Consider the following 25,605-nt stretch of genomic DNA (forward strand, 5'->3'; position numbering starts at 1 on the left):
GTCTGCCCATGCCGCCCCTGCATTCCGCTAAACCCCGGGTGGGCGTGCGCAACACACGTCAGCGCACCGCCGTGGTGGAGCTGCTGGACACTCTCGACGGGTTCCTGTCGGCGAAGGACATCCACCGGCGTCTCGACGCCCTGCACGCCGACGTGGGCCTGACCACGGTGTACCGCACCCTGCAGTCGTTGGCCGAGGTGGACGCCGTGGACGTGCTGCACATGGATTCCGGGGAGACGCTCTACCGGGCGTGCCACTCCGACGATCATCACCACCACCTTGTGTGCACCCGGTGCGGGCGCACGGAGGAGATTGACGGCGGGCCGGTGGAGGCGTGGGCGCAGGACGTGGCCACGCAGTACGGCTTTCAGCTCACCGGGCACGACACCGAGGTGTTCGGCATCTGCGGTTCGTGCGCGAAAGCGCAGGACTAACCCACCACGGTGCCGAAGAGCACGCCCAGCACATAGGTCAGCCCCGCGGCACCCAGGCCGATGGCGAGCTGGCGAAGGGCCCGGGGCAGCGGCGGCTTCCCGGACAGCAGGCCGGTGACCGCGCCCGTGAACATCAGCGCGATGGACACGAGCACGAGGGAGACGACGGCCCCGGCCGCCGATCCCATCCCCAGGATGAACGGGATGATGGGGATGAACGCCCCGATGCCGAACGAGAGGAACGAGCTGCCGGCGGCGGTCCAGGACTCACGGGACGCGTCCGACCTGGCCTGCTCCCCCGAGGACAAGGCCTCGGCCGAGGCGCCTCCCGCGGTGGCGAACACCTCCTGCGCCCGCTGGTCCGCCTCCTGCGCGGACATGCCACGGGCGCGGAACACCAAGGCCAGCTCGTTGGTGTTGACGTCGACCTGGTCGATCAGCGTGTGTGCGTCGGGGTTGGGCGTGGAGGCCTCGAGCAGCTCGTACTGGCTGCGCACGGAGATGAACTCCCCGGCGGCCATGGACAGGGCTCCGGCAAGCAGGCCGGAGATGCCGGTCAACAGGACGGCGTTGGTGGGCATGCCCGTGCCCACGACACCGATCACCAGGGCGACGTTGGAGACCAGCCCGTCGTTGGCGCCGAAGATGGCGGCGCGGAACCCGCCGGAGATGCGCTCGCGTCCCTGGGCGGCCAGGGCGCGGACGACCTCGGCGTGCATGCTTTCGTCGGCGGCGATGGAGTCCGGGGCGTCGTCGTCGGCGAGGTAGGGGTTGTCGGACTCCGCGCTCTGCATGAGCGCGAGGACAAAGACGGAACCGAAGTGCCTGGCCATGAAGGCCATGATCCGGGTGTTAAGCCCGGGCTGGACGGGCATGCCCACCTGATCGCCGAGGCGGTCGTGCCAGTAACGCTCGTGGCGGGACTCGGCGTCGGCGAGCGACTCGAGAATCTCACGCTCCTCGCCGGTGCGTTTGCGGGCGAGCTCCCGGTAGACGGCGGCCTCGGCGCGCTCGTTGGCGAGGTACCGACGCCAGCGGTTGATCTGCTTTCGGCTCGGCACCTGGGTCATTTCGTACCTCCGAAACGACGGTCGCGGCGGGCGTATTCCTGGACGGCGTCGAACATGTGCTGCGGGGTGAAGTCCGGGAACAGCACGTCCTGGTAGACCAGCTCGGCGTAGGCGGACTGCCACAGCAGGAAGTTCGACGTGCGTTTCTCTCCCGAGGGGCGCAGGAAAAGATCGACGTCGGGCATCTGCGGATCGTAGAGGTACTTCGACACCAGCTGCTCGGTGATCTCGTCGGGTCGCAGGTCACCGGACTGCACGTCGGCGGCCATGGCGCGGATGCCGTCGACAAGCTCCGCGCGGCCGCCGTAGTTCACGCACATGGCAAACGTCATCCGGGTGTTGTCCCTGGTCATCTCCTCGGCGGTCTCCAGCTCCCGGATCACCGAGCGCCACAGCCGCGGCCGGCGTCCCGCCCAGACGACACGCACACCCTTCTCCCGCAGCATGTCGCGTTGCCGGCGGAGCACGTCGCGGTTGAAGCCCATGAGGAAACGCACCTCCTCCGCGCTGCGCCGCCAGTTCTCCGTGGAGAAGGCGTAGGCCGAAAGGTAGGGGATCTCCAGGGCCAGACAGGCGTCGATGGCGTCCATGAGCACGGCCTCGCCTCGTTTGTGGCCTTCCGTGCGTTTCATTCCCCGGTCGGTGGCCCAGCGACCGTTGCCGTCCATCACCAGGGCCACGTGCCGCGGGAGGAACTCGCGCGGGATCGACGGGGGGTTCAGTGCCAGGGCTTGCGGGTTAGTCACAACCAACCATTGTGCCACTTCACCGCTGCTCCATGACCTTCAAGCTGGACAACGTGGTTTCCAGATGCCACTGGAGGTGCGCGACCGTCAGCCGGTGGGCCTGGGCGCCCAGGTGCCCGCCCCCTTCGGCGGCGAGAATCGCCTCGGCCGCGGCGACGTGCCCGCCGGCCAGCAGCCACATGAGGTGAAGCGTCTGTTCGTCGATCTCCGCGCTTCCCGACGGCCGGCAGTTCAGGCAGGCGGCGCCGCCGACGCCCGGGTGGAAGGCATGGTGTGGCCCCGGGGCCTGGCAGGACGCGCAGTCGAAGAGACTGGGGGCCCAGCCCTCGGTGGCCATGGCCTGGAGGAGGAACGCGTCGAGGACGGCCACCGGGTGGGCGGAGACCTGCATCCGGGCGAGGGCGTCGACGACGGCGTCGAAAAGCGCGGGATCCTCCCCGTGGGCCGCCACCCGCTCCGCGGTCTCCAATACTGCCGACGCCGCGGCGTAACGGTCAAAGTCCTCGATGATGCCCGCGCCGTAGTACGCGACGGTGTCCGCCGAGGTCAGCGTGGCCAGATTGCGGCCGGGGTAGAGCTGCACGTCCAGCCGCACGAAGGGCTGCAGACGGGAGCCGAACCGAGACCTGGCCTTGCGCACGCCCTTGGCCACCGAGCGCACCACGCCATGGCTGCGGGTGAGCAGGACGACAACCCGGTCGGCCTCCCCGAAATCGTGGCTGCGGACGACGACGGCCCCGTCCCGGTAGGAACCGCCACGCATGTCAGAATCCCAGGCGGCCGAGCTGCTTGGGGTCGGACTGCCAGTTCTTCAGCACCTTGATGCGCAGGTCGAGGAAGATGTTCCGGCCGAGGAGCTCGATGATCTCCTTGCGCGAGCGCTGGACGATGGACTGCAGGCGTCGCCCGCCCGGGCCCTCGAGGATCTTCTGCTGGCCGGGGCGCTCGACGTAGATGATGGCGTAGATGTTCAGCCGGTCGCGGCCCTCGGGGTCGTCGAACATCTCGTCCACCTCGACGGCGACGGAGTGCGGCAGCTCCTCCTTCAGCCCGGAGAGAGCGGCCTCGCGGATGAGCTCGGAGATGCGGGTCTCGGTGTCGTCGTCGGTGAGGTGGTCGTCCGGGTAGAACTTCGGGCCCTCCGGCAGCTGCGAGACCATGACGTCGATGAGCTCGTCGATCTGCACCTTCTCCGTCGCGGAGACGGGGATGACCACGGGTTTCTTCTCGTCGCCGCCGAGCAGCTCGTAGAGCGCCATGAGCTGCACGGCCACCTGGTCACGGCTGACCTTGTCCAGCTTGGTCACAATGCCGATGATCGGCGTGCTCGGCGCGATCTCGCGCACCGCGTCGACGATCCACTTGTCGCCCGGGCCGATCTTCTCGTCGGCGGGGATGGTCAGGCCGATGAGGTCGACGTCGGCGTAGGTGTCCTTGACCACGGCATTGAGGCGCTCACCCAGCAGGGTGCGCGGGCGGTGCAGACCGGGCGTGTCGACGACGATGACCTGCGCATCGTCCCGGTGGATCAGGCCGCGGATGGGGTGGCGCGTCGTCTCCGGCTGATCGGCGGTGATGGCGATCTTCGTGCCCACGATGGCGTTGGTCAACGTCGACTTGCCGGTGTTGGGGCGGCCGACGAAGCTGACGAATCCCGAGCGGAAACCCTCGGGGGTGTCGGTGAAACTGGGCACAGGACTCCTTGGATGTGGTGCACGGACTTGCAGGTCAGCCTAGCACCGCACCGAGGTATTACCTGACCTGTGTGACCTCGAAGGTGCGCTGCGGCGCGACAAACGCCTCCTGCCCCCGGATGAGCTCGAGCTCCAGCGACTCCGTCTCGAAGGTGACCCCGAGCAGTTCGAAGACACTCGCGGCCGTCTTGCCTAGGGCGTCAGCGACGTCGCGGGACTGCAGGTAGTGGCCGGTGAACAGCGCGGCGGTGACATCGCCGGAGCCGTTGCGTTTGAAGGGGATGTACGGGGTGGCCACGAGCCACACGCCGTCGTCGGTGGCGACCATCATCTCGATGGTGTCGGGCTCACGCTCCGGGCGCAGGACACTGGTGACCAGAACTATCGACGGACCCATCTCCCGGGCCGCCTCGGCAGCCGCGATGGTGGACTCCAGGTCGCCGGCCTCCCGGCCGGTGAGGAAGCCCAGCTCAAACTGGTTGGGAGTGATGATGTCGGCCACCGGCACGACCTTGTCGCGCAGCAGCACGGGGATCTCGTCGGCGACGAAGCAGCCGCTCTTGGAGTTGCCCATGACGGGGTCGCAGGCGTAGATCGCGTCCGGGTTGAGTTCCTTGACCCGGGCGACCGTGTCCACGATCGCGTCGGCGATGTCCGCCCCACCCTGGTAGCCGGAGAGGACCGCGTCGACCTCGCCGAGTTTGCCCAGCTCATCGATACCCCGGATGACGTCGCGCACGTCGTCGGCGGGGATCATCGGCCCGCCCCACTTTCCGTAACCCGTGTGGTTGGAGAAGTTCACGGTGAAGACCGGCCAGACCTCGTGGCCGATGCGCTGCAGCGGGAAGACGGCGGCCGAGTTGCCCACGTGCCCGTAGGCGACGGACGACTGGATGGAGAGAATGTTCATGGCTACATATCGTGCACCCCTGCGCGCCGCGGCCGCGCAACGGGGGCGGGTTTTATTCTTTCGGCTCCCCCACGGCGGGAATCCCGCCGCCGGGGACCTGCTCGTTGAGCGCCTTGCGGTCGGCGGCAGACGGGAACGCGCCCGGCCCGGTGGGCTTGGGCTGGTAGGACACACCTTCCCGGGAGAGGGCGTCGTACCAGTCCGCGAGGATCTCGTTCTGCAGGGCGAACATCTCACGCTCGTCGTCGGGCGTGGCGTGGTCGTAACCCAGCACGTGCAGGCAGCCGTGGACGGTGAGCAGCGCGAGCTCGTGGCCCAGGCCGTGGCCGGCGGCCTCGGCCTGGCGCAGCGCGAAGGACGGGCACAGCACGATGTCACCGAGCAGCGACGGTCCCGGGTCGGCCGCGTCGGGTCGACCCGAGCCGCCCCGGACGATCTCGTCCATGGGGAAACTCATCACGTCAGTGGGGCCCTCGAGGTCGAGCCAGCGCACGTGCAGGTCCTCGATGGTGGGCTCATCGACGCAGGTGATGGTGAGCTCGGCGTCCGGATGGATGTCCATGGCGCCGAGCGCGTGGGAGGCCACGGAGACGAGCATCTCCTCGTTGACCCCGGCGAACCCGGATTCGTTGAGTACCTCGATGCTCATCTAGCTCTTCTCCTCGAACAGGTCGTAGGCGTCGACGATGCGGCCGACCAGCTGGTGGCGGACGACGTCGGTGGAGGCCATCTCACAGAACTCGATGTCCTCGACCCCGCGGAGGATCTCCCGCACGACACGCAGGCCGGACTGGGTGCCGCGGGGCAGGTCGACCTGGGAGACGTCGCCCGTGACCACCATCTTGGCGCCGAATCCCAGGCGGGTGAGAAACATCTTCATCTGCTCGGGCGTGGTGTTCTGCGCCTCGTCCAGGATGACAAACGAGTCACTGAGCGTGCGTCCACGCATGTACGCCAGCGGCGCGACCTCGATGACCCCGGCCTCCATGAGCTTGGGGATCATCTCCGGGTCGAGCATGTCCCGCAGCGCGTCGTAGAGCGGGCGCAGGTAGGGGTCGATCTTGTCGCCGAGGGTGCCCGGCAGGAAACCGAGCTTCTCCCCCGCCTCCACGGCCGGGCGGGTGAGGATGATGCGGCTGACCTGCTTGGTCTGCAGGGCCTGGACGGCCTTTGCCACGGCGAGGTAGGTCTTGCCGGAGCCGGCGGGCCCGATGCCGAAGACCACCGTGTTGTGGTCGATGGCGTCGACGTAGGTCTTCTGCCCCAGTGTCTTCGGCCGGATGGTCTTGTCGCGGCGGGAGACGATGTCGGAGCCGAGCACCTGGGAGACGGACTGCGGCGCCTCCACGGCGATGATCTCCACGGCGCGTTTGACCGCGTCGGGCGAGATGACGTGGCCGCGCCGGGCGATGGACTCGAGCTCGGTGAGCACCTTGCGCGCCCGCGAGACCTCGTGTCCGGGGCCGCTGATGCTCACCACGTTGCCGCGCACATGGAAGTCCGCGTCGATGAGGTTGTCCAGGGTGCGGAGGTTGGCTTCGTTGATGCCCAGCACTCCGCTGGCGTAGCGAGTGTCCAGCTCGACCTTTTCTCTGAGATCGGCGGTCACACCGGATAGTTCTGCCACAGGTACCTTTCGTCGGCTTTTCCCCGAACCTTACCAGCGCGAGGTCAGCGCACCGAGGGCACTGAGCGCCACCATCGCCGCCGACGCTGTGCGGTAGACCTCCGGTCCCAGGCGCACGGGCGCGGCCCCCAGCTGGGCCAGCTCCTCGTCCCCGATCCCGCCCTCCGGACCGACGAGGAGGAACAGCTCGTCCACGTCGAGGTCCACGTCCCGGATCCCGGTGGTGGCGGCCTCGTGCAGGACCAGCGCGGTGCGGCCCTCGATGAGCGCGGCCACCTCGCCGGTGCTCAGCGGACCGGTGATCTCCGGGATGCGTGAGCGCCGCGACTGCTTCGCGGCGGCCGTGGCCGCGTCGCACCACTTGGCCAGCTGTTTCTCCGCCTTCGCGCCCCACTTGGACACCGTGCGCTGCGACTGCCACGCGACAATCGCGTCCGCCCCGGCCTGCGTGGCCAGGTCCACAGCGAGCTCCGAGCGCTCGGACTTGGGGATCGCCTGGATCACCGTCACGCGCGGGCGCCGCGGCTGATCCTCGCCCCGCGTATCGACGCCCACCTCAAGGTGGTCCCGGCCTTCGGCCACGAGGATCTCCCCACTGACCCAGGACCCGCGGCCGTCGATAAGCTTCACCCGCTCACCGGGAACCAGCCTCTTGACGGTGACCGCGTGGCGCCCCTCCGGCCCGGTGACCGTGATGCGGTCGCCACCGAGGTCGTCGGCGATGAAGACCGGCAGGCTCATCGGCGGAAGCGGCCACGAAACTTGGAGAAGAACCCGCCGTCGCGGCCGTGGGCGTCCTCGTCATGCACGGAGGCCGACTCGTCGCGGACGTTGCGGATCTCCTCCAGCAGCTCGCGGGTGCGCTGATCCAGGTCGGTGGGGACGACGACGTCGACGTGCGCGGTGAGCCTGCCGGAGGCGTCGGAACGCAGCCGGGGCATGCCCTTGCCGTCCAGAGTGATCTGCGCGCCCGGCTGGGTCCCCTCGGGAACCTCCAGGGTGAGTGTCTCCCCGCCGAGAGTGGTCACCGCGAAGTTGGTGCCCAAGGCGGCGTCGACGGCCGGGACCCGGACGGTGAGGTGCAGGTCGTCGCCCTCGCGCTGGAAGACGGGGTGGCGGTCGACGTTGATCTCCACGTAGAGGTCACCGGCCGGGCCGCCGCCGTGGCCGACCTCGCCCTGGTCCGCCATGCGGATGCGCATCCCGGTGTCGATGCCCGCGGGCACCGCGACGGTGAGGTCGCGGTTCTTGCGCACGCGGCCCTCGCCGTCGCAGCGCGAGCAGGGATCGTCGATCACTTCGCCGAAGCCCTGGCACACGTGGCAGGGCCGCGAGGTCATGACGTTGCCCAGGAAGGAACGCTGCACCTCCTGGATCTCACCGGAACCCTGGCAGTTCTCACAGGTGTGCGGCTTGGTCTTCGACTCGGAGCCCGTGCCGTGGCAGTGGTCGCACAGGACGGCGGTGTCGACCCGGATGTCCTTGCGGACCCCCTTGAAGGCCTCCTCGAGGGTGATGCGGGTACGCAGCAGGGCGTCGTTACCCGGCTGTACACGCGAACGGGGGCCGCGCGGCGCGCCGCCACCACCACCGAAGAATGCCTCGAAGATGTCGCCGAACCCACCCGAGCCGCCGAACCCACCGGGGGCTCCTCCGCCACCCTGCTCCATGGGATCTCCACCCATGTCGACGATGCGGCGTTTCTCCGGATCGGTGAGCACCTCCTGCGCCACGGAGATCTCGCGGAACTTCTCCGCCGCCTCGTCCGTGTCGTTGACGTCAGGGTGGTACTTGCGCGCGAGCTTGCGGTAGGCCTTCTTGATCTCCGCGTCCGACGCGTCCTTGCTCACTCCGAGAATGCCGTAATAATCACGAGCCACAGTAACTGGGTTTCCTTTAGTCAGTAATCACTTGTTATTCGCCGGAGAGGATCCTACCGACATAACCCGCGACAGCCGAGACCCGGGAAATTGTTCCCGGATAGTCCATGTACGTGGGACCCACCACTCCCAGGCCGCCGAGCGTCGTTCCCTCGCCACCGTAGGCGGTGGCCACCACCGAGGTCGAATGCAGCTCCTCGTCCCGGTTCTCCCCGCCGATGTGCACGGCCACGTCCCCCAGCGCTGGGAGGTCGGCCATGAGTTTGAGCACCACCACCTGCTCCTCCAGCGCCTCGATGATGCCCGGCAGGCTCGCCGTCGACTGCCCGCGGGTGAGGTTAGAGGCGCCGGCCATGATGAGCCGGTCGCTCGGCTGTTCCACCAGCGTCTCGATCAGCGTCGTCGCCGAACGCCGCACATGCTCGGCCATGTCCGGGGGCACCGCGCCGGCGAGCTCGGCCAGCGAGTCGGAGGCATCCATCATGGTCTTGCCCTGGAGCGCGGAATTGAGCAGCTCGCGCAGGAGGTGGACCTGTGAATCGTCGATAAGCTCGAGTAACTCGACGTTGCGCTGATCCACCCGGCCGGTGTCCGTGATGAGCACGAGCAGCAGGCGCCGGGGGCTCAGCGCGACCACCTCGCAGTGTTTGACCCGCGCGTTCGTCAGCGTGGGTACCTGGATCACCGCCGCCTGCCGGGTGAACTGGGCCAGCAGCTGGACCGCGCGTTTGAGCACGTCCTCCAGGTCGACGCCCTCCTCGAGGAAACTCATCACGGCACGCTTCTCGGGCAGCGACATCGGCTTGACCGACTGCAGGCTGTCGACGAACGCCCGGTAACCCTTCTCCGTGGGGATGCGCCCCGAGCTGGCGTGCTGCTGCATGATGAAACCCTCGGACTCGAGGACCGCCATGTCGTTGCGGATGGTTGCCGAGGACACCGGGAGGTGGTGGCGCTCCAGCAGTGCCTTCGACCCCACGGGTTCCTGGCGCGAGATGAAATCGGCGACGATGGCACGCAGCACCTCCTGGCGGCGTGCGTCGGCAGTTCCGGCCATGGCTGGCACTCTCCTCCCCTGTTTGCTATTTGGCGAGTGTAACCACGCGCCGGGGTTCAGACCACCCTCACCCGCGGTCCGAAAGACCTACCGAACGAGGCCCGGGAGGCGGTGCATGGGCCTTTCGGTAGGCACTCAGGTACACCCCGAGGTTGCACCGGCTACCTGTGCCGCAAACCTGCGGCCTCGGCCACGCGCGGACCCCATGACCTACCGAACAAGGTCCGGCGCACCACCCGGACCCCTTTCGGTAGGCACTCACTCACCCCACCCTCCCCGCTCACGCAGCCAACGCGCGGACGTGAAGGTCTCGTGCCACTCCCACACGCCGCTCGCCTGCCGCCCGCTAGGTTCCTCGCCGCGCACGAGCCCAAGCACTTGCTCGACGATGAGGTCGGAATGCTCATCGACACACGTCGCGGAGTATCGAAGCACCCGGTAACCGCGGCAGACCGCGTAGTTCTGTTTCCACCGGTCCTGGACGAAGGTCCGGGCATTCTCCACGCCGCCACCGGACTCGCCGGGATCAGTTCCCACAGCATGGTGGGTGTAGGAGTCAATCTCGATGAGAGTCCGGTGCCCCAGGACTTCGCCGTCGTATCGGTAGGGCCCGAGCTGCACGTTCTGCCGGATCTTCAGCCCCGCGGCACGCAGATCCTGGAAGATCCGTCGCTCGGTCTTGCTGTCTCCGCCGACGGCGCTGCCTGCGATGATCGCCCGGAAAGTCTTCGGTATCCGCGGGTGGGCAGCCAGGTCCTCGGCCAGGCGCGCCTCGCCGGTCTTGCCCGGATAACTCTCGGCAAGCAGCTCGCGTGCCAGGTGGGGAGCCCGCTCGTGCGCGCCGATGGCCGCCCGCAGCACGGACACGACCGGCAGCCCGTCCACGATCTCCGCCGCCACATTCTGCGCCTGCCGCACTTCAACCATGCCTTCGAGAGTCCGCGAGCGTCCCCGGCTGCGTTCCACCACCGCGTCCGCCGGAAAGGTGTGTTTCTTGCCCAGATGGATCTCGGCGGCGGTCACCCCGGAAAAAATTATCGACGGATGCCCCAGCACAATCGCCCGCAGCCGCTGATCGCGTCTCACCGGAGCCGTGCAGTAGACCCCTTGTGCCGCCTGGAACAGCTTCTTGTCCCGGACCGCCGCAGCGATCCCACGCGCATTCCACCCCGCAGCGACCAGCTCACGCCTGGTCTTCAATTCCCCCATACCGCAAGAATCTAGCGCTCCTCGGCGACGAGTATGTCGGCGATGATGCCGTCGATAAGCAGCCTTCCCGCATCGGTCGCCGCGACCCGGCCACCCGTGACGGCGAGGGTCCCGAGCTGGACATGCTTATCGACGGCCCCCTGCCCGGCCTCATTGATCCAGCCCAGGGGCACGCCCTCGGCCAGTCGCAGGCCCAGCATGAGCGCCTCGGTGTGCAAATCCGCAGGTGAGAGGGTTTCGCGCTCCTGGATCGGCAGGCGCCCCTCCCCCAGCTCCGCGTAGTAGCGCGCGGGGTGTTTGACGTTGTAGAAGCGCTCCCCAGCGACGAAGGAGTGCGCACCCGGGCCGGCGCCCCACCAGTCCTGGCCGCGCCAGTAGATGAGGTTGTGCTCGCACTCCCCGCCGGGTCGGGTCCAGTTGGACACCTCATACCAGGAGAAACCGGCCCCGCGCAGGCGCTCGTCGATGATGGCGTAGCGGTCGGCATAGACGTCGTCATCCGGCTGGGGAAGTTCGCCGCGGCGCACCTTGCGGGCCATCGCCGTGCCGTCCTCGACGATGAGCGAGTAGGCGGAGACGTGGTCGACCTCGGCAGAGAGGACGTGGTCGAGGGTGCGGCGGACGTCGTCGTCCGTCTCCGTGGGCGTGCCGTAGATCATGTCCAAGTTCACGTGTTCGAAACCCGCGGCCTTCGCCTCCCGAGCGGCCGCGACGGGGCGGCCCGGAGTGTGCTGGCGGTCGAGGACCCGCAGCACGGCGGCGGAGGCGGACTGCATTCCCAGCGAGATCCGGGTGTATCCGGCCTTGCGCAGACCGGCGAAGAAGGCCGGTGAGGTGGATTCCGGGTTGGACTCCGTGGTGATCTCGGCGCCGTCGACAAGCCCGAAAGAACCGCGCACGGCATCGAGAACCCGGGAGAGTCCCGCCGCCCCCAGCAGCGAGGGGGTGCCGCCGCCGATGAAGACCGTGTCCGCCGCCCGGCCCACCTGCGCGGCGCCCAGCTCCAGCTCCTTCTCCAGCGCCACCAGGTAGGACTCGGTCGAGGCCGCCGAGCCCAGTTCGCCGGGTGTGTAGGTGTTGAAATCGCAGTACCCGCACCGCGTGGCGCAGAACGGCACGTGGACGTAGACGCCGAACTTTTCTCCAGACATATCTTGCAGGTTAACCGCACGGCACGTCCGCCCCAACGTGTAACGTATGGCTATCCGCGACAGGCGGCCCGAACTCCCGGCGCACCCATGGAAAGGATCGATCCGTGCCCGACCCTGACAGTTGTCACCCCCGACCCCACGTTTGCCGTGAGGAAGGGGGAACGCGATGCTGAGCGGCATTCTCCTGCTTCTGGGAGGGATCGTGGTCATCGGCCTGATCATCGCGTGGAATGCGTTCCACGTCGCCCAGGAATTCGCCTACATGTCCGTCGACCGCCAGGAGCTGCGTGCCGCGGCCTCCCACGGCGATGAGCGCGCGGCGGCGGCGCTGAAGATCACCCAGCGGACCTCGTTCATGCTCTCGGCGGCGCAGCTGGGCATCACCATCTCGGGCCTGCTGGTCGGTTTCGCCGCGGAACCGCTCATCGGCCAAGCCCTGGGCCAGATCTTCGGGGTCTTCGGCGTCCCGGTCGCGCTGTCCGTGGCCATCGGCACGATCCTGGCGCTAGTTGCCGCGACCATCGTGCAGATGATCTTCGGTGAGCTCTTCCCCAAGAACTACACCATTGCCGCGCCCTACTCCTCGGCGCTCGCGCTGGCCCGACCCACCACCACGTATTTGCGCCTGTTCGGCTGGCTGGTGCGTTTCTTCGACTGGTCCTCGAACACCCTGCTCAAGCTGTTCGGCATCGAGCCCGTCGAGGACATCGACTCCACGACCGACCGCCACGACCTCGAGCATGTCCTCGACGACTCCCGCTCCTCCGGTGAGCTCGACGACCGCACCTACATGGTGCTCGACCGGATGCTGGAGTTCCCCGAGAAGGACGTCGATCACGCGATGATCCCCCGCTCGCGGGTCTCCGTCCTCACCCCGGAGACCACGGTGGGTGAGGCCCGGATGGAGATGTACCAGTCCCACACCCGCTTCCCCGTGGTCGACGACGAGCACGAACCCGTGGGTGTCGTGCACGTCCTCGACGTGCTCGACCCCGCGCTCAGCGGCGATTCCCTGGTCTCCGAGGTCATGCGCGAGCCCGTCATCGTGCACGAGCTCATGTCGCTGCCCGACACCGTGGCCGCGATCCGCGAGGCCGACGACCAGATGGCCTGTGTCATCGACGAGTACGGCGGCTTCGTCGGCATCGTCACCATGGAGGATCTCGGCGAGGAGGTGCTCGGCGACATGTACGACGAGCACGAGGACCCCGAGACCGAGGAGATCACCGCCACCCACTCCGACCAGTGGGTCGCCGACGGTGACACCCCGGTCGACGAGGTCGAGCGTGCGGTCGGCTACGACCTGCCCGACGGTGACTACGAGACCCTCTCCGGCCTGCTGCTCAGCGTGGCGGGCGGGCTTCTCGACGAAGGCGAGACCGTCACCCTGGACCTCAAGGCCCTGCCGGGCGACTTCGTCGACGACGCCGACGATCTGCCCTCCCGCTCGCTGAAGGCGGACATTCTCGAGGTCGAACGCAACGTGCCCAGCGAGATCCGCCTGACCCTGGTCGACCCCGACGCGGAGGACTACGAGGTCCAGAGCCCGCTGGACGGCGGCTCGACCGCGGTCTCCCGGATCCGTCAGCACCGCTCCACCACCGGGAAGGAAAACTAAATGAGCCACTGGTATGTCGCACTCCCGGTGACCATCGTGGTCATCATCGCCTCCGCCTTCTTTGTCATGGTGGAATTCTCCATGCTGTCGGCGCGCCGGCACCGCATCGAGGAGCAGGCCGAGCACTCCAGCTCCGCCCGGGCCGCCCTGCGCAGCCTCAACGAACTCACCGTCATGCTCGCCGCCGCTCAGCTGGGCATCACCGCGGCGACCTTCGCGCTGGGTGCCATCACTGAGCCGTGGATCCACCACGCGCTGACCCCGCTGTTCGAGCTAAGCGGTCTGCACCCCGGGGCGGCCAACGTCATCGCCTTCCTCTTCTCCCTCTTCATCGTCACCTTCATCCACCTCGTGGTGGGTGAGATGGCGCCGAAGTCCTGGGCCATCGCCCACCCGGAGCGGGCGCTCAACCTCATCGCGGTGCCCGCCCGCGGGTTCGTGGCCATCTTCCGGCCGCTGCTGCAGTGGATCAACCGCATCGCCAACCGTCTCGTGCGGCGCGCGGGGGCCGAGCCCATCGACCGGGCCGCCGCCAAGGGTTACGGCACGGAGACCCTGCACCACCTCGTGCTGCACTCCGCGGAGTCCGGGACGCTGGACAAGGACTACGCCGAGAACATCGAGGGTGTCATCGCCCTGGAGTCCAGCGACATTGGCCAGGCCGTGCGCGAGTACGGCTCCCCGTCCGTCGAGGTGTCCTCCGACGCCACGGTCGGCGAGGTCCATGCCGCCGCGCGCCGCCACGGTTACCTGCGCATCCTGCTCACCGACCCGGACTCGCCCATCCCCAACATCGTGCACATCCGCGACACGATGCTGGCCACGCCCGAGGAGCGCGCCGACAAGTTCGCGCACGAGCCGCAGCGCTGCGACTCGTCCTGCTCCATCCAGGACGTGCTCGACCTCATGCGTGACAAGAACGAGCAGCTCGTCGTCGTCATGGAGGACGGCTCGGTCCTGGGCACGATCACCTGGGACGACATCATGAACCAGCTCTGGCCGGAGATCGAGGAGAAGCTCGCCCGCTAGGAAAGAACGTATCGACGCCCGTTTCCCACTCATTGTGGAAAACGGGCGTCGATAAGTTTTTTAGGAGGCGAAACCCCGGGTGGCCTTCTTGGCGGCGACCTTGGCCACGATGCGGTCAATGCGTGCGCGCTCCGCGAGGAACTCCGGCGGATGGGTGCCGTGCATGGTGCGGGCGAAGGCCGGGTGGGCGCCGGGGACGGACTCCAGCCAGCCCTGGCCCGCCGCGGTGACGAGGTGGCCCGTGCGGGCGAAGAGGTGCGGCAGCGAGACGGCGTCGAGATCACGGGCGACAAGCTCGGTCTGCTGGAGGACGTAGTCGACCAGTTCGGTGAGGTGCTCGACGACCAGTTCTGTGCGGTCCTCCAGCGCCTGGGCCATGTCGTGCAGGGCGAGGGGGACCTCGGAGGTGGGGTGGAGCTCGGCAAGGCCGCGGGCGTCGAGCAGCTCGGGCTCGGGGAGACGGTTGTCCTCGGACGCTGCGGCCGAGAGCAGACCGGCGCGCACGCCCGAGGTCAGCGCCTGGCGCAGCCCGATGAGCTCACCGACGATGCGGCGGGAGTCGTTGCGGGCGTCGACGACGATCTCGTCGAACTCGGCGAGGCAGTCGGTGGCGAGCTCGCCGTCGTAGTCGCGGACCGCCTCGACGAGGTGCTCGATGTACTCGGCCACCTCGTCGCCGATGTTGTAGATCTCCTGGGTGAGTTCACGGTGCCGGAGCTCTGCGGCAAGTTTCTGCATCGCTTCAGCTCCTTTCCCGCCTCACGATTTCAATCCTGACGAGAGCAAACCTTAAGCCGTGGGCTGTGAGTTCCCGGTACGGCGCGCCGGGGAACTTCACAGGTGGGAAACAACGACCCCGGCCCCCATCCTCTCTCAGTGAAGAGGGCGGGGGCCGGGGAGAAGAACGGGAACCTAGCGGGTGCGGTAGAGCTTCTCGATGTCCTTGGCGTAGGTCTCGAACACGACGTTGCGCTTGACCTTCATCGTCGGGGTCAGCTCGCCCTCGCCCTCGGTGAGGTCGCGGTCGAGGATGCGGAACTTCTTGATGCCCTCGGACTTGGACACCGTGAGGTTGACGCTGTTGATGGCGTTCTGGATCTCCGCCTGCAGCTCCCGGCCGGCCGCGAGTTCCTTGACGGACTTCGAGGCGGGGATGCCGTGGGACTTCTTCCAGCGGTCGAACTCCTCCTCGTCCAGCGTGACCAGCAGGCCCGGGAAGGGCTTGCCGTCGCCGACGACGAGCGCCTGGGAGATGAGCGGGTGCTCGCGGAGCACCTCCTCCATGGGGGCGGGGGAAATGTTCTTGCCACCCGCGGTGACGATGAGATCCTTCTGGCGGCCCGTGATGAAGATGTGGCCCGTCTCGGAAATCCTGCCCAGGTCACCGGTGCGGAACCAGCCGTCGTTGAGCGCCTCGGCGGTGGCCTCAGGGTTGTTCCAGTAGCCGGCGAAGACGCCGCCTCCCTTGATGCAGAGCTCGCCCTCCTTGTTCACGCGGGCCGCGAAACCGTTGAGCGGCTGACCGATGGATCCGATGACGGGGTCCTCGTAGTTCACCGCGCAGGCCGCGGTGGTCTCGGTGAGGCCGTAGCCCTCGTAGACCGCAACGCCGGCGCCGCGGAAGAAGTGCAGGAGTTCGGAGTTGATGGCGGAGCCGCCGGAGATGGCCACGCCAACCTCGTTGCCCAGGGCGGTGCGGAGCTTGGAGTAGACGAGGCGTTCGAAGAGTTTGCGCTCCGCCTTGAGCCGACGGCTCGGTCCCTCGGGGGTGTCCTGTGCCTTGGAGAAGTCGATCGCGACCCGCTCGGCACGGCGGAAGACTTCGGCCGCAATGGGGCTCTTGCCAGCGGCCTGGTTGTAGGCGCTGTTACGCACCTTCTCGTAGACGCGGGGGACACCGAGGATGAGCTCCGGGCGGAACCTGGCGAAGGCGGTGGTGAGCGTGTTGGTGTCCGACCAGTGCGCCTGGGTCGCGCCACCGACGATGACGGCCAGGGTCACCGCGCGGGACAGCACGTGCGCCAGCGGCAGATAGGTGATGGTGCGACGGCCCGGGCGGGCGAGGGCTGCGACCTGGTCGTTCATCAGTGCGCGGACCTCGAAGATCCAGTTGTAGTGCGTGAGTTCGCAGCCCTTCGGGCGGCCGGTGGTGCCCGAGGTGTAGTTGATGGAGGAGACCGCGTCGTGCTTGATGGCGGCTACTCGACGGTCGACCTCAGCCTGGTCACCGGCGCGGCCGGTGAACTTCAGGGTGTTCACGGCGTCGGAGTTGATCTCCAGCACCTGGCGGAGCTTCGACTTGGATCCGGCGAGCTTGGGGGTGCCGTCTTCCTGCAGGAGCAGGTGATCGAACTTGTCGGTGTGCTCGCGGGTCTCGGTGATGGCCAGCACCGCCCCGGAGTCCTCCACGATCCACTCGATCTGGTGGGTGGAGGACGTGGGGTAGATGGGCACCACGATGCCACCGGCGCACCAGATGGCGAAGTCGATGAGGTTCCACTCGTAGCGGGTCTCAGAGAGCAGGACGATACGGTCGCCCTCCTCGATTCCCAGGGCGATGAGGCCCTTGGCGACCTCGTCCACCTCTTTGACAAATTCCTTGGCGGTGACGTTGACCCAGTCGAAACCCTCCGGGCGGATGAAGAGGACGGAATCCGGGCTCTCCTTGGCGAACTGGCGGAGCGCGGTCACACAGTTGTCATCTTCCGGGATCGTGAATCGCGCGGGCGCCGAATAGACGGTATCGCCCTGATAATCGCTGATCTCGATCGGAACAGTCGTGCCGGTGGCTAGCTTAACTTCAGACATTTGTGATCCTTGTCCATCGGTTTCAGTAATCTGGCTCTCAGACTCACTGTGCGGTTCTGGGTGATTCTACCCACACTATGACTTTTGCCAACGTAGGCGATCGGCGGGGGCGATGTACACAAAACGGCGATACTTTTGGCACGATTGGTACCCGTGACTTACATGGACAAGCTCCGGGACCTCGCAGACGACTACGCCATCTCCACCGAGTACACCGACAACTCGGGTAACACCGTCAGCGCCAGCCAGGACACCCTGCTCAAACTTCTCATCGCTCTGGGTGCCCCCCTCTCAGAGGGGGCTGACGAGCAGGAGCTCACCGAGGCGCTGCGCCGGCGTCGGCAGCGCGCCGCGACCCGCCCGCTTCCTCCCACCGTGGTGAGCACGGAGTCCGTGGAGACGGGATTCCTCGTGCACGTGCACGACGGGGCACCGGCGAACGTGCACATCGAGCTGGAGGACGGCGGCACCCGCGAGGTCTACCAGGACGAGAACTGGACCGAACCGGTCACCGTCGACGGCGTGACCTGGGGCGAGGCCAGCTTCCATATTCCGGGGGATCTGCCGCGGGGTTACCACCGGCTGATCCTCGACTCGGACGACCTGCACGCCGAAGCGGCCCTCATCATCACCCCCGCCCGTCTGGAGACCACGGCGAGCTACCTCAGCGATCCCCGCTTCGGCGTGATGGCGCAGCTCTACTCAGTGCGTTCCTCCGGGTCGTGGGGTATCGGGGACTTCCACGACATGGGAGAGCTCGCCGCCACGCTGGCCACCACGATCGGCGCGGACTTCCTGCAGGTCAACCCGCTGCACGCGGCGGAGCCCTTCCCGCCGGTTGAGAACTCCCCCTACCTCCCGTCCACGCGTCGGTTCACCAACCCGCTGTATCTCCGGGTGGAGGACGTGCCGGAGTACACGCAGCTGGCGGCCTCTGCCCGGGCGGAGATCGCCGAGATCGCCGAGGAGCTCGGCCAGGCCAACACCTCGGCAGACAAGATCGAACGCAACCCCATCTACCAGGCCAAGCTGGACTCCCTGCGGGAGATGTTCTCGGTGGAGTTCACGCCCGAGCGCCGCGAGGCCTTTGAGGCCTACCAGCGGGAGGAGGGCGAGGGCCTGGCCGCCTTCGCGGAGTGGTGCGCCGACCGGGAGCTGGAACAGGTGTGGGCGAAACGTCGACACGCGATTACCCCCGCGCGGGAGGATCTCGCGGAGTTCCACCGGTGGCTGCAGTTCCTCTGTGACGAGCAGATGGGCCACGCGCAGCAGCGGGCCACCGAGGCTGGGATGGCCATCGGCATCATGACGGACCTCGCCGTCGGCGTGCATCCTGGCGGCGCCGACGCCCACACGATGAGCGACTGGCTGGTCCAGGACGCCTCCGTGGGCGCCCCGCCGGACCCGTACAACCAGCAGGGACAGGACTGGTCCCAGCCGCCGTGGAACCCGGAGGCGCTGGCCGAGGAGGGCTACGCCCCCTGGCGGGAGATGCTCTCCTCCGTGCTGCGCCACTCGGGCGGCATCCGCGTCGACCACATCCTCGGTCTCTTCCGGCTCTTCTGGATGCCGCGCATGGAGGATCCCTCCACGGGCACCTACGTGCGCTACGACCACGAGGCCATGGTCGGGGTCCTCGCCCTCGAGGCCGAGCGCGCCGACGCCGTGGTCATCGGCGAGGATCTGGGCACCTTCGAACCGTGGGTCCAGGACGTCCTCGCCGACCGCGGGGTGATGGGCACCACGGTCCTGTGGTTCGAGTCCGACGACAACGACGAGCCGCTCGCCGCCAGCGACTACCGCAGGCTGTCGCTGTCCTCGGTGGGCACCCATGATCTTCCCCCGACGGCGGGCTACCTCGAGGGCGAGCACATCCGCCTGCGCGACGAGCTCGGGGTGCTCACCACGGACGCCGAGGAGGAGGAGAAGGAGGACGTCGAGTGGCAGTCCAAGGTGCTCAACCGGCTGTCCAAGGACGGCTACCTCGCCGGGACCGCCGCGGAGCGCACGGACTTCACCGGCCTGGGCCGGGACGAGCGCGGGGAAACCGCCGACCTGCTCGTGGGCCTGCACCGCTTCATCGCGGCGACCCCGAGCGCGCTCACGGTGACCAACCTCGTCGACCTGGTCGGCGACAGGCGGGTGCAGAACCAGCCGGGCACAAACGCCGACGTCTACCCCAACTGGTGTATCCCGCTCTGCGACGGCAACGGCGACGCCGTGCTCATCGACGATCTTGCGGACCTCGAGCTGGTTCGCCGGGTCGGAGAGGCCTCCAGGCGCTGACCGGCCGGCCTAGAACAGGCTGGCGACCCAGCCGATGACGATGACGGCGAGCAGCGCCCAGAGGGACTGCGTCACCCGCGACTGCGGGTACTTTCGCCGGGGTTTGGGAAGCTTCTGATCCTGCTTGCGCAGCTCCTCTGGGTTAGCCATAACATCTAACCCTAGTCGTGGTCTCGGCGTTTCCCTCTTCGGGTCGTGGCCATCCGGATGCCGGTGTCGAGGACCCACAGCAGCACCCAGGCCCCCACTCCCGCCACGGGCACGAGCAGCCCGAGGGTGGCGGCGAGCTGGATCCACAGGGGCAGTCCGATCAACCAGTCCATCAGCGCTGCTCCTTCGCCGTCCGTGTGGCCACGGGCCCACGCCGGGCCGACAGTGCGTCGGCATCACGTTCCCGGCCGCACGGGCACAGCAGCACCCTCGGTTCCCGGATCGCTCCGGAGTGATGCGGGGAGGGGCACAGCAGGGGGTTGGTCATGCTGAACCACCTTAATGAACACCCGCGCTCGCCTAGGATGATCACCCATGAGCGCACCCGTGTCCGTCAGCTGCCCCGCCGGCGAAGTCACCGGCATCTCCTACGACGACGGCACCGACCGCTTCCACTCCATCGCCTACTCCGAGATCGACGACAACTTCGCCGACGCCCGCAAGCGCCCAGCCGGCGAGGAGATCGACGCCCGCGTGCCCCGCCCCGAGTCCGTCGCGCTGACGGTGCTGCGTCCCGGAGGCACGACCTCGGGGGCGGATCTGCCGGTCATCGTCTACATCCACGGCGGCAGCTTCGAGACGGGCAGCCACGAGGACCCCCGCTCCCCCGGCGCGGGCTGCGCCGACTCCGGGGCCGTGGCCGTGCGGGTCGGCTACCGCACGGGCATCGCGGGCATGGCGAGATTCCGCGGCGACGAGCCCGCCCACCACCGCGCGATCGACGACTGCCAGCTCGCCCTCGAATGGGTGCAGAAGAACATCGAGGACTTCGGCGGAGACCCCACCAACGTCACCCTCGTGGGCCAGTCCGCCGGGGCGTCGATCGCCCTGTGGCTGACCCGGCGCGATCACTACCGCGGCGCGTTCCGACGGGTGCTCGCCTGCTCCCCCGCCTTCCCGCGCCGCGGTTGGGAGGACCGCACCGGGCTCTTCCGCACCTTCCTGGGCAAGCCTCTGACCCGGGACTCCCTGCGCCGGCAGCCACCCGAGCGCCTCGACCGCGCCTACCGACGCCTCAAACGCACCCTCTTTCTCGACCTCCCGCTGGGCCCGTTTCCCCTGCAGCCGGAGGAGATGGCGGAGGTCGACCTGGTGGTGACGTGCACCCGCGACGAGTTCTACGACATGCCCGCCGCCCGGGTCATGGACAAACGCGGCAACGGCCACCTCTACACCCGGGTCATCGCCCGCCCCATGGGCATGACGGGCACCTATCGCAGCTGGCTGGACTCCACCCGCGAGGTCGCACCCGGGAAGACGGCGTCGAGGCTGGTGGGCGACTCGATGATCCGCCGGTGGACGCAGTATGTCGCCGACGGTGCCCCGGGGCGGGTGTGGCTGGCGGAATTCACCGGCACCCCGCAGCACCCGGCCGTCCACTGCGGCGAGTTGCCGGCGCTGTTCGCCGCCGAGGGATACGACACAAATTTCCCCGTGCACCGCTGGCTGATGAACTTCGCCCATACGGGTGAGGTCGGCTGGCCGGAGTACTCCGAGGGCAGGCAGGCGATGGAGATCTCGCTTGTCGACGGTCGTTTCACGCCCACCGTCGATCCCCTCCGGATCGCCCGCCTGGCGTTTCCCGATCCCTACCGCGACTAGCTGGCCGTGCGGGCGAGCTCGGCGCGCAGGCGGTCGTCGCCAAGCTCCTTGACCAGCCACGGCGAGAACGCCGGCGGAGCGGCGTCGACCGCAGCGAAGAGCTGGTCGGCGGCGATCCAGAACGACGAGTCGACCTCGTCGGGGTGCGGGTTGAGCGGGGAGTCGTCGCGAAGCGAGACGACGTAGACGGGGCAGATCTCGTTTTCGACGATCCCGGAGGAGTCGGTGGCGCGGTAGGAGAAGTCGCCCAGCACCTCGCGGATGTCCGTGAGGTTGTCCGGGTCGATGCCAAGTTCCTGCGCGGCGCGGCGGCGGATCGCGTCCGGGGTCGATTCCCCGGGGCCGGGGTGGCCGCAGAAGCTGTTGGTCCACACGCCCGGCCAGGCGATCTTGCTCAGGGCGCGGCGGGTGAGCAGGACGCGGCCGCGGGAGTCGACGAGGTAGGCGGAGAAGGCGAAATGAAGCGGGGTGTCGTCGGTGTGGACGGTCGCCTTGTCCGCGGTGCCCGAGGGTCGGCCGTGGGCATCGGCGAGTACGACGTACTCGTCAGACAATGAGGCTGCCCTTCCAGGTGACGTTGCCGAAGGTGAACTCGGCGTTGCCCAGGTTCGATCGGGTGACGTCGAAGGTGTACTGCAGGTTGGTCGTCGCGCCGACGCCGAGCGGCCGGTCGAGCGGGATCTGCAGCGGCATCGCCCCCTCGGGGACGTCGGTCTCCAGCAGGTCGACCTCCTCCATGCGGCCACCGGTGTTGTAGCGGAGGACGGGCTGGCCGAGGGATTCGGGCGACAGCGGGGCGTCGTTGTTGTTGGTGACCGCGACGTTGACCACGGTGCCGCCGTAGTTCCCGGGGTTGGTTCCCTGGAAGTGCCAGGTCACGCCGTGCCCCGGATCCTCCACCTCGCCGTAGGGCTCGTCAGCGATGATCGGCGCGGTGTCGTGCGCGTCGGCGGTCGGGGTCTGCGAGGTGGACACGCTGAGCGAGCCACCGGGTGAGACCTGGTCGGCCGGCTGGACGCCCGAGCAGGACGAGAGCGCCAGCGCGAGGGCGGCTGCGACGGGGACCATGAGCGCCCGGGGCCGGGGAGAAAACTGCACGGTGGAGACCCTTTCTTCGAGGTCGGCAGAATACTCCGGCGAGTGTAGTCTGTGGCGACGAGCGTGAGAAACCTGCTCTCCCGCATGTCCCTTCTGAAAGTGAATCACCCCGGAAACGTGTCACCCCTCGTCAAGATCCTCCGCAACACCTCCAGCCTGTGGCCGTTTTACCTGGGCATCTTTCTCGTCGCCGTCCTCGGCGCGGGACTCGGCCTGATCACCCCCTTCCTCATCAGCGACGCGACCGACACCATCGTGTCCTCCCTGCGCGGGGAGACCGACGCGGCCGACGCCACCCGCACCATTCTCTGGCTCGCCGGCGGCCTCCTGCTCGCCGAGCTGGCCTACACCGTGACCACCAACGTCGGCGGCTACTACGGCGACGTGATGAGCTCCCGGCTGCGCCAGATCCTCTCCACCCGCTACTACGCCAAGCTGCTGGCCCTGCCGCAGAAGTACTTCGACAAGCAGGTCACCGGCACGATCATCGCGCGCCTGGACCGCTCCATCACGGGCATCACCCAGTTCCTGCAGTCGATCTCCAACAACTTCCTGCCCATGATCATCCAGGTGGTGGCCATCCTGGTGATCACCTCGTTCTACTACTGGCCGCTGACGAACCTGCTGCTGCTCGTCTTCCCCGTCTACATGTGGCTCACGGCGCTGACCTCGCCGCGCTGGCAGCGCCTCGAGGGCGAGAAGAACGAGCAGGTGGACCTGGCCAACGGCCGGTTCTCCGAGACGGTGAGCCAGGTCAAGGTGGTCAAGTCCTTCGTCGCGGAGGTCCGCGAGCTCGACTTCTTCGGGCGTCGCTACGGCCGCACGGTCGAGGTCACCCGCCCGCAGTCGCGCTGGTGGCATCAGATGGACGTGCTGCGCGGCGCGGCGATGAACATCATCTTCTTCGGCATCTACCTGGTCATCTTCCGCCGCACCTTGAGCGGCGACTTCTCCATCGGCGACATGGTCATGCTCATCCAGCTGGTCAACATGGCCCGCCAGCCGGTGCACATGATGAGCTGGATCGTCGACTCCGCGCAGCGTGCGATCGCCGGCTCGAAGGACTACTTCGCCGTCATGGACGAGGACTTCGAACCCACTGCCAACACCCAGCTCATCGCCGCGACCAGGGAGACCGGGGTGCCGGAGCTTGTCGACGCCTCCCCGCAGCCCCTTCGCCCCACCCCGGACGAGCCGGTCATCGAGCTCTCGCACGTCACCTTCGCGTACGAGCCGGGCAAACCCGTGCTCAGCGACGTGTCCTTCACCGCGCGGCAGGGCGACAAGATCGCGCTGGTGGGGGAGTCGGGCGGCGGCAAGTCGACCGTGGTCAACCTCATGCTCGGCCTCTACCGCGCCACCGGGGGTTCCATGCGCCTGGCCGGGCATGACGTCCGCGACCTGGGCGTGGAGGAGATCCGCTCCTCGGTCGGCGTGGTGTTCCAGGAGTCCTACCTCTTCTCCGGGTCGGTTGCCGACAACATCGCCTACGGCAAGCCGGGCGCGTCCCGGGAGGAGATCGAGTCCGTGGCCCGGCGCGCCAACGCCCACGACTTCATCATGGCCTTCCCCGACGGCTACGACACCGTCATCGGCGAGCGTGGCCTGCGCCTGTCCGGCGGGCAAAAGCAGCGGGTGTCCGTCGCCCGCGCGATGCTCAAGGACGCTCCGATCCTCGTCCTGGACGAGGCCACCAGCGCCCTGGACAACAAGGCCGAACGTGCGGTGCAGGCGGGTCTGGACGAGCTGATGAAGGACCGCACCACGCTGATCATCGCGCACCGCCTCTCCACCATCGCGGACGTGGACACCATCGTCACCCTCATCGACGGCCACGTCGGCGAGGTCGGCTCCCCCGCCGAGCTCGCTGTCTCCGGCGGCGTATACGCCGAGCTCCTACGCCTGACGGCCTCGAGTTCCGCGGCCGACCGCAAGCGGCTGCGTGAGTTCGGCTTCGTCGGCGACGCCCCCGTCGTCTCCGGGGAGGAGGACGACGAGGACGAGTGGGAGCCCTCCGCCGGAAGCTAGGGTGGGTGGCATGGATTTTCCGACTCTCGAGCAACTCAAGGCACGCACCACCCGCAAGTGGACCGTCTACGACGAGGACATTATTCCGTTGTGGATCGCCGAGTCCGACTTTCCCACCGCCCCGGCGGTCAAGGCGAACATCACCCGCATGGTGGAGCAGGAGGCCTTCGGTTACACCCCGGCCTCCTCCGACCTTCCCGAGGCGCTGGCGGACTTCTACCAGCAGCGTTACGGCTGGCGCCCCGACCCCACCAAGGTCCGGCCCGTGCCCGACGTCGTGCGCGGCATGGTGCTCGCCGTGCAGCACTTCACCCGCCCGGACTCCGAGGTCATCGTCCCCGTCCCCGCCTACCCGCCCTTCAACGAGCTGCCCGAGGCAGCCGGGCGCGGCAAGGTGGAGATCGGCTCCGAGGGTGGCATCGACCTCGCCGAGGTCGCGGGAGCCTTCAAGGCCGGCGCCGGGTCGATCCTGCTGGCCAACCCCAACAACCCCTTCGGCTACGTCTACGACGAGGACTTCCTCCGCGGGCTGGTGAACATCGCCGACAAGTACGGTGCCCGGGTGATCGTGGATGAAATTCATGCGCCGGTGGTCCTCGACGGGGACCACGTGGTCGCGGCGTCGATAAGCGAGACCGCCGCCGAGGTCTGCCTCACCGTCACGGCCACGTCCAAGGCCTGGAACATCGCCGGGCTCAAGTGCGCGCAGATGATCTTCACCAACGACGCCGACATGAAGACGTGGAGCTCGCTGACCGGCGTGAGCAAGGACGGCACCGGCACGCTGGGCATTTTCGCCGCCGCCGCGTGTTACCGCGAGGGCGTGGAATACCTCGACGAGCAGATCGACTACCTGCGCGACAACCTCGACTGGCTCATGGAAGCGCTGCCGGCCGCGGTCCCCGGGATCCGTCTCGTGCGACCCCAGGCGACCTACCTGCTCTGGCTCGACTTCAGCGACACGGCCATCGGCGAGCTCGAGCAGCCCGCCGCCTGGCTGCGCAAGAACGCGCGGGTGGCGCTCAACGAGGGCACGACCTTCGGCCCCGGCGGCGAGCACCACGCGCGCCTGAACTTCGCCACCAGCCGCGAACTGCTCACCGAGGCCGTCGACCGCATGGCCAAGGCTTTCGCCGCGGCGTAGGTTC

Annotated in this window: 26 protein-coding genes; 7 read left to right on the forward strand and 19 right to left on the reverse strand. The window is 67.9% G+C overall.

Annotated features, from left to right (window positions below):
- Positions 1-8 precede the first annotated feature (8 nt).
- Positions 9-434, forward strand: coding sequence for a Fur family transcriptional regulator (locus CDOO_RS09890; RefSeq protein ID WP_026159185.1), 426 nt, complete (start codon positions 9-11; stop codon positions 432-434).
- Here the strand turns inward: CDOO_RS09890 and CDOO_RS09895 are convergent.
- From CDOO_RS09895 to hemW, 12 genes are all read right to left on the reverse strand, one after another.
- The gene (locus tag CDOO_RS09895; RefSeq protein ID WP_018020734.1) at positions 431-1,504 is read right to left on the reverse strand and encodes a VIT1/CCC1 transporter family protein; all 1,074 of its coding nucleotides are present in this window, start codon (positions 1,502-1,504) and stop codon (positions 431-433) included. The two genes, CDOO_RS09890 and CDOO_RS09895, sit on opposite strands and share 4 nt — an antisense overlap.
- The gene (locus tag CDOO_RS09900; RefSeq protein ID WP_018020733.1) at positions 1,501-2,250 is read right to left on the reverse strand and encodes an isoprenyl transferase; all 750 of its coding nucleotides are present in this window, start codon (positions 2,248-2,250) and stop codon (positions 1,501-1,503) included. Before CDOO_RS09900 ends, CDOO_RS09895 begins: the two co-directional genes overlap by 4 nt.
- Positions 2,251-2,269: 19 nt before the next feature.
- Positions 2,270-3,013 carry a DNA repair protein RecO gene (gene recO / locus CDOO_RS09905; protein WP_018020732.1) on the reverse strand — a complete coding sequence of 248 codons (744 nt, stop codon included), beginning with the start codon at positions 3,011-3,013 and terminating at the stop codon, positions 2,270-2,272.
- Between the two features lies 1 nt (position 3,014).
- Positions 3,015-3,944 carry a GTPase Era gene (gene era / locus CDOO_RS09910; protein WP_018020731.1) on the reverse strand — a complete coding sequence of 310 codons (930 nt, stop codon included), beginning with the start codon at positions 3,942-3,944 and terminating at the stop codon, positions 3,015-3,017.
- Between the two features lie 58 nt (positions 3,945-4,002).
- Entirely contained in the window at positions 4,003-4,854 is an 852-nt protein-coding gene (gene pdxY, locus CDOO_RS09915; RefSeq protein WP_018020730.1) for a pyridoxal kinase PdxY, read from the reverse strand.
- 52 nt (positions 4,855-4,906) lie between these two features.
- The gene (gene ybeY, locus CDOO_RS09920; protein WP_018020729.1) at positions 4,907-5,503 is read right to left on the reverse strand and encodes an rRNA maturation RNase YbeY; all 597 of its coding nucleotides are present in this window, start codon (positions 5,501-5,503) and stop codon (positions 4,907-4,909) included.
- Positions 5,504-6,463: a PhoH family protein gene (locus CDOO_RS09925; RefSeq protein ID WP_018020728.1), complete on the reverse strand. Its 960-nt coding sequence runs from the start codon at positions 6,461-6,463 to the stop codon at positions 5,504-5,506. It lies immediately after the preceding gene.
- A 48-nt stretch (positions 6,464-6,511) separates the two neighbouring features.
- Positions 6,512-7,222, reverse strand: coding sequence for a 16S rRNA (uracil(1498)-N(3))-methyltransferase (locus CDOO_RS09930; RefSeq protein ID WP_018020727.1), 711 nt, complete (start codon positions 7,220-7,222; stop codon positions 6,512-6,514).
- Entirely contained in the window at positions 7,219-8,361 is a 1,143-nt protein-coding gene (gene dnaJ, locus CDOO_RS09935; protein WP_018020726.1) for a molecular chaperone DnaJ, read from the reverse strand. Before dnaJ ends, CDOO_RS09930 begins: the two co-directional genes overlap by 4 nt.
- Positions 8,362-8,395: 34 nt before the next feature.
- Entirely contained in the window at positions 8,396-9,418 is a 1,023-nt protein-coding gene (gene hrcA / locus CDOO_RS09940) for a heat-inducible transcriptional repressor HrcA (protein WP_018020725.1), read from the reverse strand.
- 258 nt (positions 9,419-9,676) lie between these two features.
- A complete protein-coding gene (locus CDOO_RS13315) occupies positions 9,677-10,627 on the reverse strand; it encodes a hypothetical protein (RefSeq protein ID WP_020384511.1) in 951 nt (316 codons plus the stop codon).
- 11 nt (positions 10,628-10,638) lie between these two features.
- A complete protein-coding gene (gene hemW / locus CDOO_RS09950) occupies positions 10,639-11,778 on the reverse strand; it encodes a radical SAM family heme chaperone HemW (RefSeq protein WP_018020723.1) in 1,140 nt (379 codons plus the stop codon).
- Between the two features lie 166 nt (positions 11,779-11,944).
- On the opposite strand from hemW, the gene CDOO_RS09955 reads away from it, so the two are divergent.
- The gene (locus tag CDOO_RS09955) at positions 11,945-13,396 is read left to right on the forward strand and encodes a hemolysin family protein (RefSeq protein ID WP_018020722.1); all 1,452 of its coding nucleotides are present in this window, start codon (positions 11,945-11,947) and stop codon (positions 13,394-13,396) included.
- Entirely contained in the window at positions 13,397-14,425 is a 1,029-nt protein-coding gene (locus CDOO_RS09960; protein WP_018020721.1) for a CNNM domain-containing protein, read from the forward strand.
- 60 nt (positions 14,426-14,485) lie between these two features.
- On the opposite strand, the gene CDOO_RS09965 is transcribed toward CDOO_RS09960, so the two are convergent.
- Together CDOO_RS09965 and CDOO_RS09970 are read right to left on the reverse strand one after the other, a co-directional pair.
- Entirely contained in the window at positions 14,486-15,163 is a 678-nt protein-coding gene (locus CDOO_RS09965) for a hypothetical protein (RefSeq protein WP_018020720.1), read from the reverse strand.
- 174 nt (positions 15,164-15,337) lie between these two features.
- Positions 15,338-17,233, reverse strand: coding sequence for an AMP-dependent synthetase/ligase (locus CDOO_RS09970; RefSeq protein WP_018020719.1), 1,896 nt, complete (start codon positions 17,231-17,233; stop codon positions 15,338-15,340).
- A 153-nt stretch (positions 17,234-17,386) separates the two neighbouring features.
- Between CDOO_RS09970 and malQ the strand changes: the two genes are divergently transcribed.
- Positions 17,387-19,519, forward strand: a complete 2,133-nt coding sequence (gene malQ, locus CDOO_RS09975; RefSeq protein WP_026159182.1) for a 4-alpha-glucanotransferase — start codon at positions 17,387-17,389, stop codon at positions 19,517-19,519.
- A gap of 9 nt (positions 19,520-19,528) precedes the next feature.
- Here the strand turns inward: malQ and CDOO_RS14115 are convergent, their stop codons facing one another.
- The 3 genes from CDOO_RS14115 to CDOO_RS13985 are packed head-to-tail and all read right to left on the reverse strand — an operon-like array spanning position 19,529 to position 19,997.
- Positions 19,529-19,669, reverse strand: coding sequence for a hypothetical protein (locus CDOO_RS14115; protein WP_018020717.1), 141 nt, complete (start codon positions 19,667-19,669; stop codon positions 19,529-19,531).
- A gap of 11 nt (positions 19,670-19,680) precedes the next feature.
- Positions 19,681-19,842, reverse strand: coding sequence for a hypothetical protein (locus tag CDOO_RS13980; RefSeq protein ID WP_018020716.1), 162 nt, complete (start codon positions 19,840-19,842; stop codon positions 19,681-19,683).
- A complete protein-coding gene (locus tag CDOO_RS13985; RefSeq protein ID WP_155861252.1) occupies positions 19,842-19,997 on the reverse strand; it encodes a hypothetical protein in 156 nt (51 codons plus the stop codon). The genes CDOO_RS13980 and CDOO_RS13985 overlap by 1 nt, the downstream gene beginning before the upstream one ends.
- Positions 19,998-20,044: 47 nt before the next feature.
- Between CDOO_RS13985 and CDOO_RS09985 the strand changes: the two genes are divergently transcribed.
- A complete protein-coding gene (locus tag CDOO_RS09985) occupies positions 20,045-21,331 on the forward strand; it encodes a carboxylesterase family protein (RefSeq protein ID WP_018020715.1) in 1,287 nt (428 codons plus the stop codon).
- On the opposite strand, the gene idi is transcribed toward CDOO_RS09985, so the two are convergent.
- On the reverse strand, positions 21,328-21,885 hold the full coding sequence (gene idi, locus CDOO_RS09990) for an isopentenyl-diphosphate Delta-isomerase (RefSeq protein WP_018020714.1): 558 nt from the start codon (positions 21,883-21,885) through the stop codon (positions 21,328-21,330). The genes CDOO_RS09985 and idi overlap by 4 nt on opposite strands.
- Positions 21,878-22,429 carry a hypothetical protein gene (locus tag CDOO_RS09995; protein ID WP_018020713.1) on the reverse strand — a complete coding sequence of 184 codons (552 nt, stop codon included), beginning with the start codon at positions 22,427-22,429 and terminating at the stop codon, positions 21,878-21,880. The genes idi and CDOO_RS09995 overlap by 8 nt, the downstream gene beginning before the upstream one ends.
- Positions 22,430-22,546: 117 nt before the next feature.
- Here CDOO_RS09995 and CDOO_RS10000 point away from each other — a divergent pair, with 117 nt between their 5' ends.
- Together CDOO_RS10000 and CDOO_RS10005 are read left to right on the forward strand one after the other, a co-directional pair.
- A complete protein-coding gene (locus CDOO_RS10000; protein WP_026159180.1) occupies positions 22,547-24,457 on the forward strand; it encodes an ABC transporter ATP-binding protein in 1,911 nt (636 codons plus the stop codon).
- Positions 24,458-24,467: 10 nt separating this feature from the next.
- Positions 24,468-25,601, forward strand: coding sequence for a MalY/PatB family protein (locus tag CDOO_RS10005; RefSeq protein WP_018020711.1), 1,134 nt, complete (start codon positions 24,468-24,470; stop codon positions 25,599-25,601).
- Positions 25,602-25,605 lie beyond the last annotated feature (4 nt).

Source organism: Corynebacterium doosanense CAU 212 = DSM 45436 (assembly GCF_000767055.1).
Taxonomy (GTDB): Bacteria; Actinomycetota; Actinomycetes; order Mycobacteriales; family Mycobacteriaceae; genus Corynebacterium; species Corynebacterium doosanense.

Bases quoted from the DNA above. Each gene is read 5' to 3' on its own strand.
- CDOO_RS09890 (WP_026159185.1), top strand. From the start codon at position 9: ATGCCGCCCCTGCATTCCGCTAAACCCCGGGTGGGCGTGCGCAACACA.
- CDOO_RS09895 (WP_018020734.1), bottom strand. From the start codon at position 1,504: ATGACCCAGGTGCCGAGCCGAAAGCAGATCAACCGCTGGCGTCGGTAC.
- recO (WP_018020732.1), bottom strand. From the start codon at position 3,013: ATGCGTGGCGGTTCCTACCGGGACGGGGCCGTCGTCGTCCGCAGCCAC.
- pdxY (WP_018020730.1), bottom strand. From the start codon at position 4,854: ATGAACATTCTCTCCATCCAGTCGTCCGTCGCCTACGGGCACGTGGGC.
- ybeY (WP_018020729.1), bottom strand. From the start codon at position 5,503: ATGAGCATCGAGGTACTCAACGAATCCGGGTTCGCCGGGGTCAACGAG.
- CDOO_RS09930 (WP_018020727.1), bottom strand. From the start codon at position 7,222: ATGAGCCTGCCGGTCTTCATCGCCGACGACCTCGGTGGCGACCGCATC.
- hrcA (WP_018020725.1), bottom strand. From the start codon at position 9,418: ATGGCCGGAACTGCCGACGCACGCCGCCAGGAGGTGCTGCGTGCCATC.
- CDOO_RS13315 (WP_020384511.1), bottom strand. From the start codon at position 10,627: ATGGGGGAATTGAAGACCAGGCGTGAGCTGGTCGCTGCGGGGTGGAAT.
- hemW (WP_018020723.1), bottom strand. From the start codon at position 11,778: ATGTCTGGAGAAAAGTTCGGCGTCTACGTCCACGTGCCGTTCTGCGCC.
- CDOO_RS09955 (WP_018020722.1), top strand. From the start codon at position 11,945: ATGCTGAGCGGCATTCTCCTGCTTCTGGGAGGGATCGTGGTCATCGGC.
- CDOO_RS09960 (WP_018020721.1), top strand. From the start codon at position 13,397: ATGAGCCACTGGTATGTCGCACTCCCGGTGACCATCGTGGTCATCATC.
- CDOO_RS09965 (WP_018020720.1), bottom strand. From the start codon at position 15,163: ATGCAGAAACTTGCCGCAGAGCTCCGGCACCGTGAACTCACCCAGGAG.
- CDOO_RS09970 (WP_018020719.1), bottom strand. From the start codon at position 17,233: ATGTCTGAAGTTAAGCTAGCCACCGGCACGACTGTTCCGATCGAGATC.
- CDOO_RS14115 (WP_018020717.1), bottom strand. From the start codon at position 19,669: ATGGCTAACCCAGAGGAGCTGCGCAAGCAGGATCAGAAGCTTCCCAAA.
- CDOO_RS13980 (WP_018020716.1), bottom strand. From the start codon at position 19,842: ATGGACTGGTTGATCGGACTGCCCCTGTGGATCCAGCTCGCCGCCACC.
- CDOO_RS13985 (WP_155861252.1), bottom strand. From the start codon at position 19,997: ATGACCAACCCCCTGCTGTGCCCCTCCCCGCATCACTCCGGAGCGATC.
- CDOO_RS09985 (WP_018020715.1), top strand. From the start codon at position 20,045: ATGAGCGCACCCGTGTCCGTCAGCTGCCCCGCCGGCGAAGTCACCGGC.
- CDOO_RS10005 (WP_018020711.1), top strand. From the start codon at position 24,468: ATGGATTTTCCGACTCTCGAGCAACTCAAGGCACGCACCACCCGCAAG.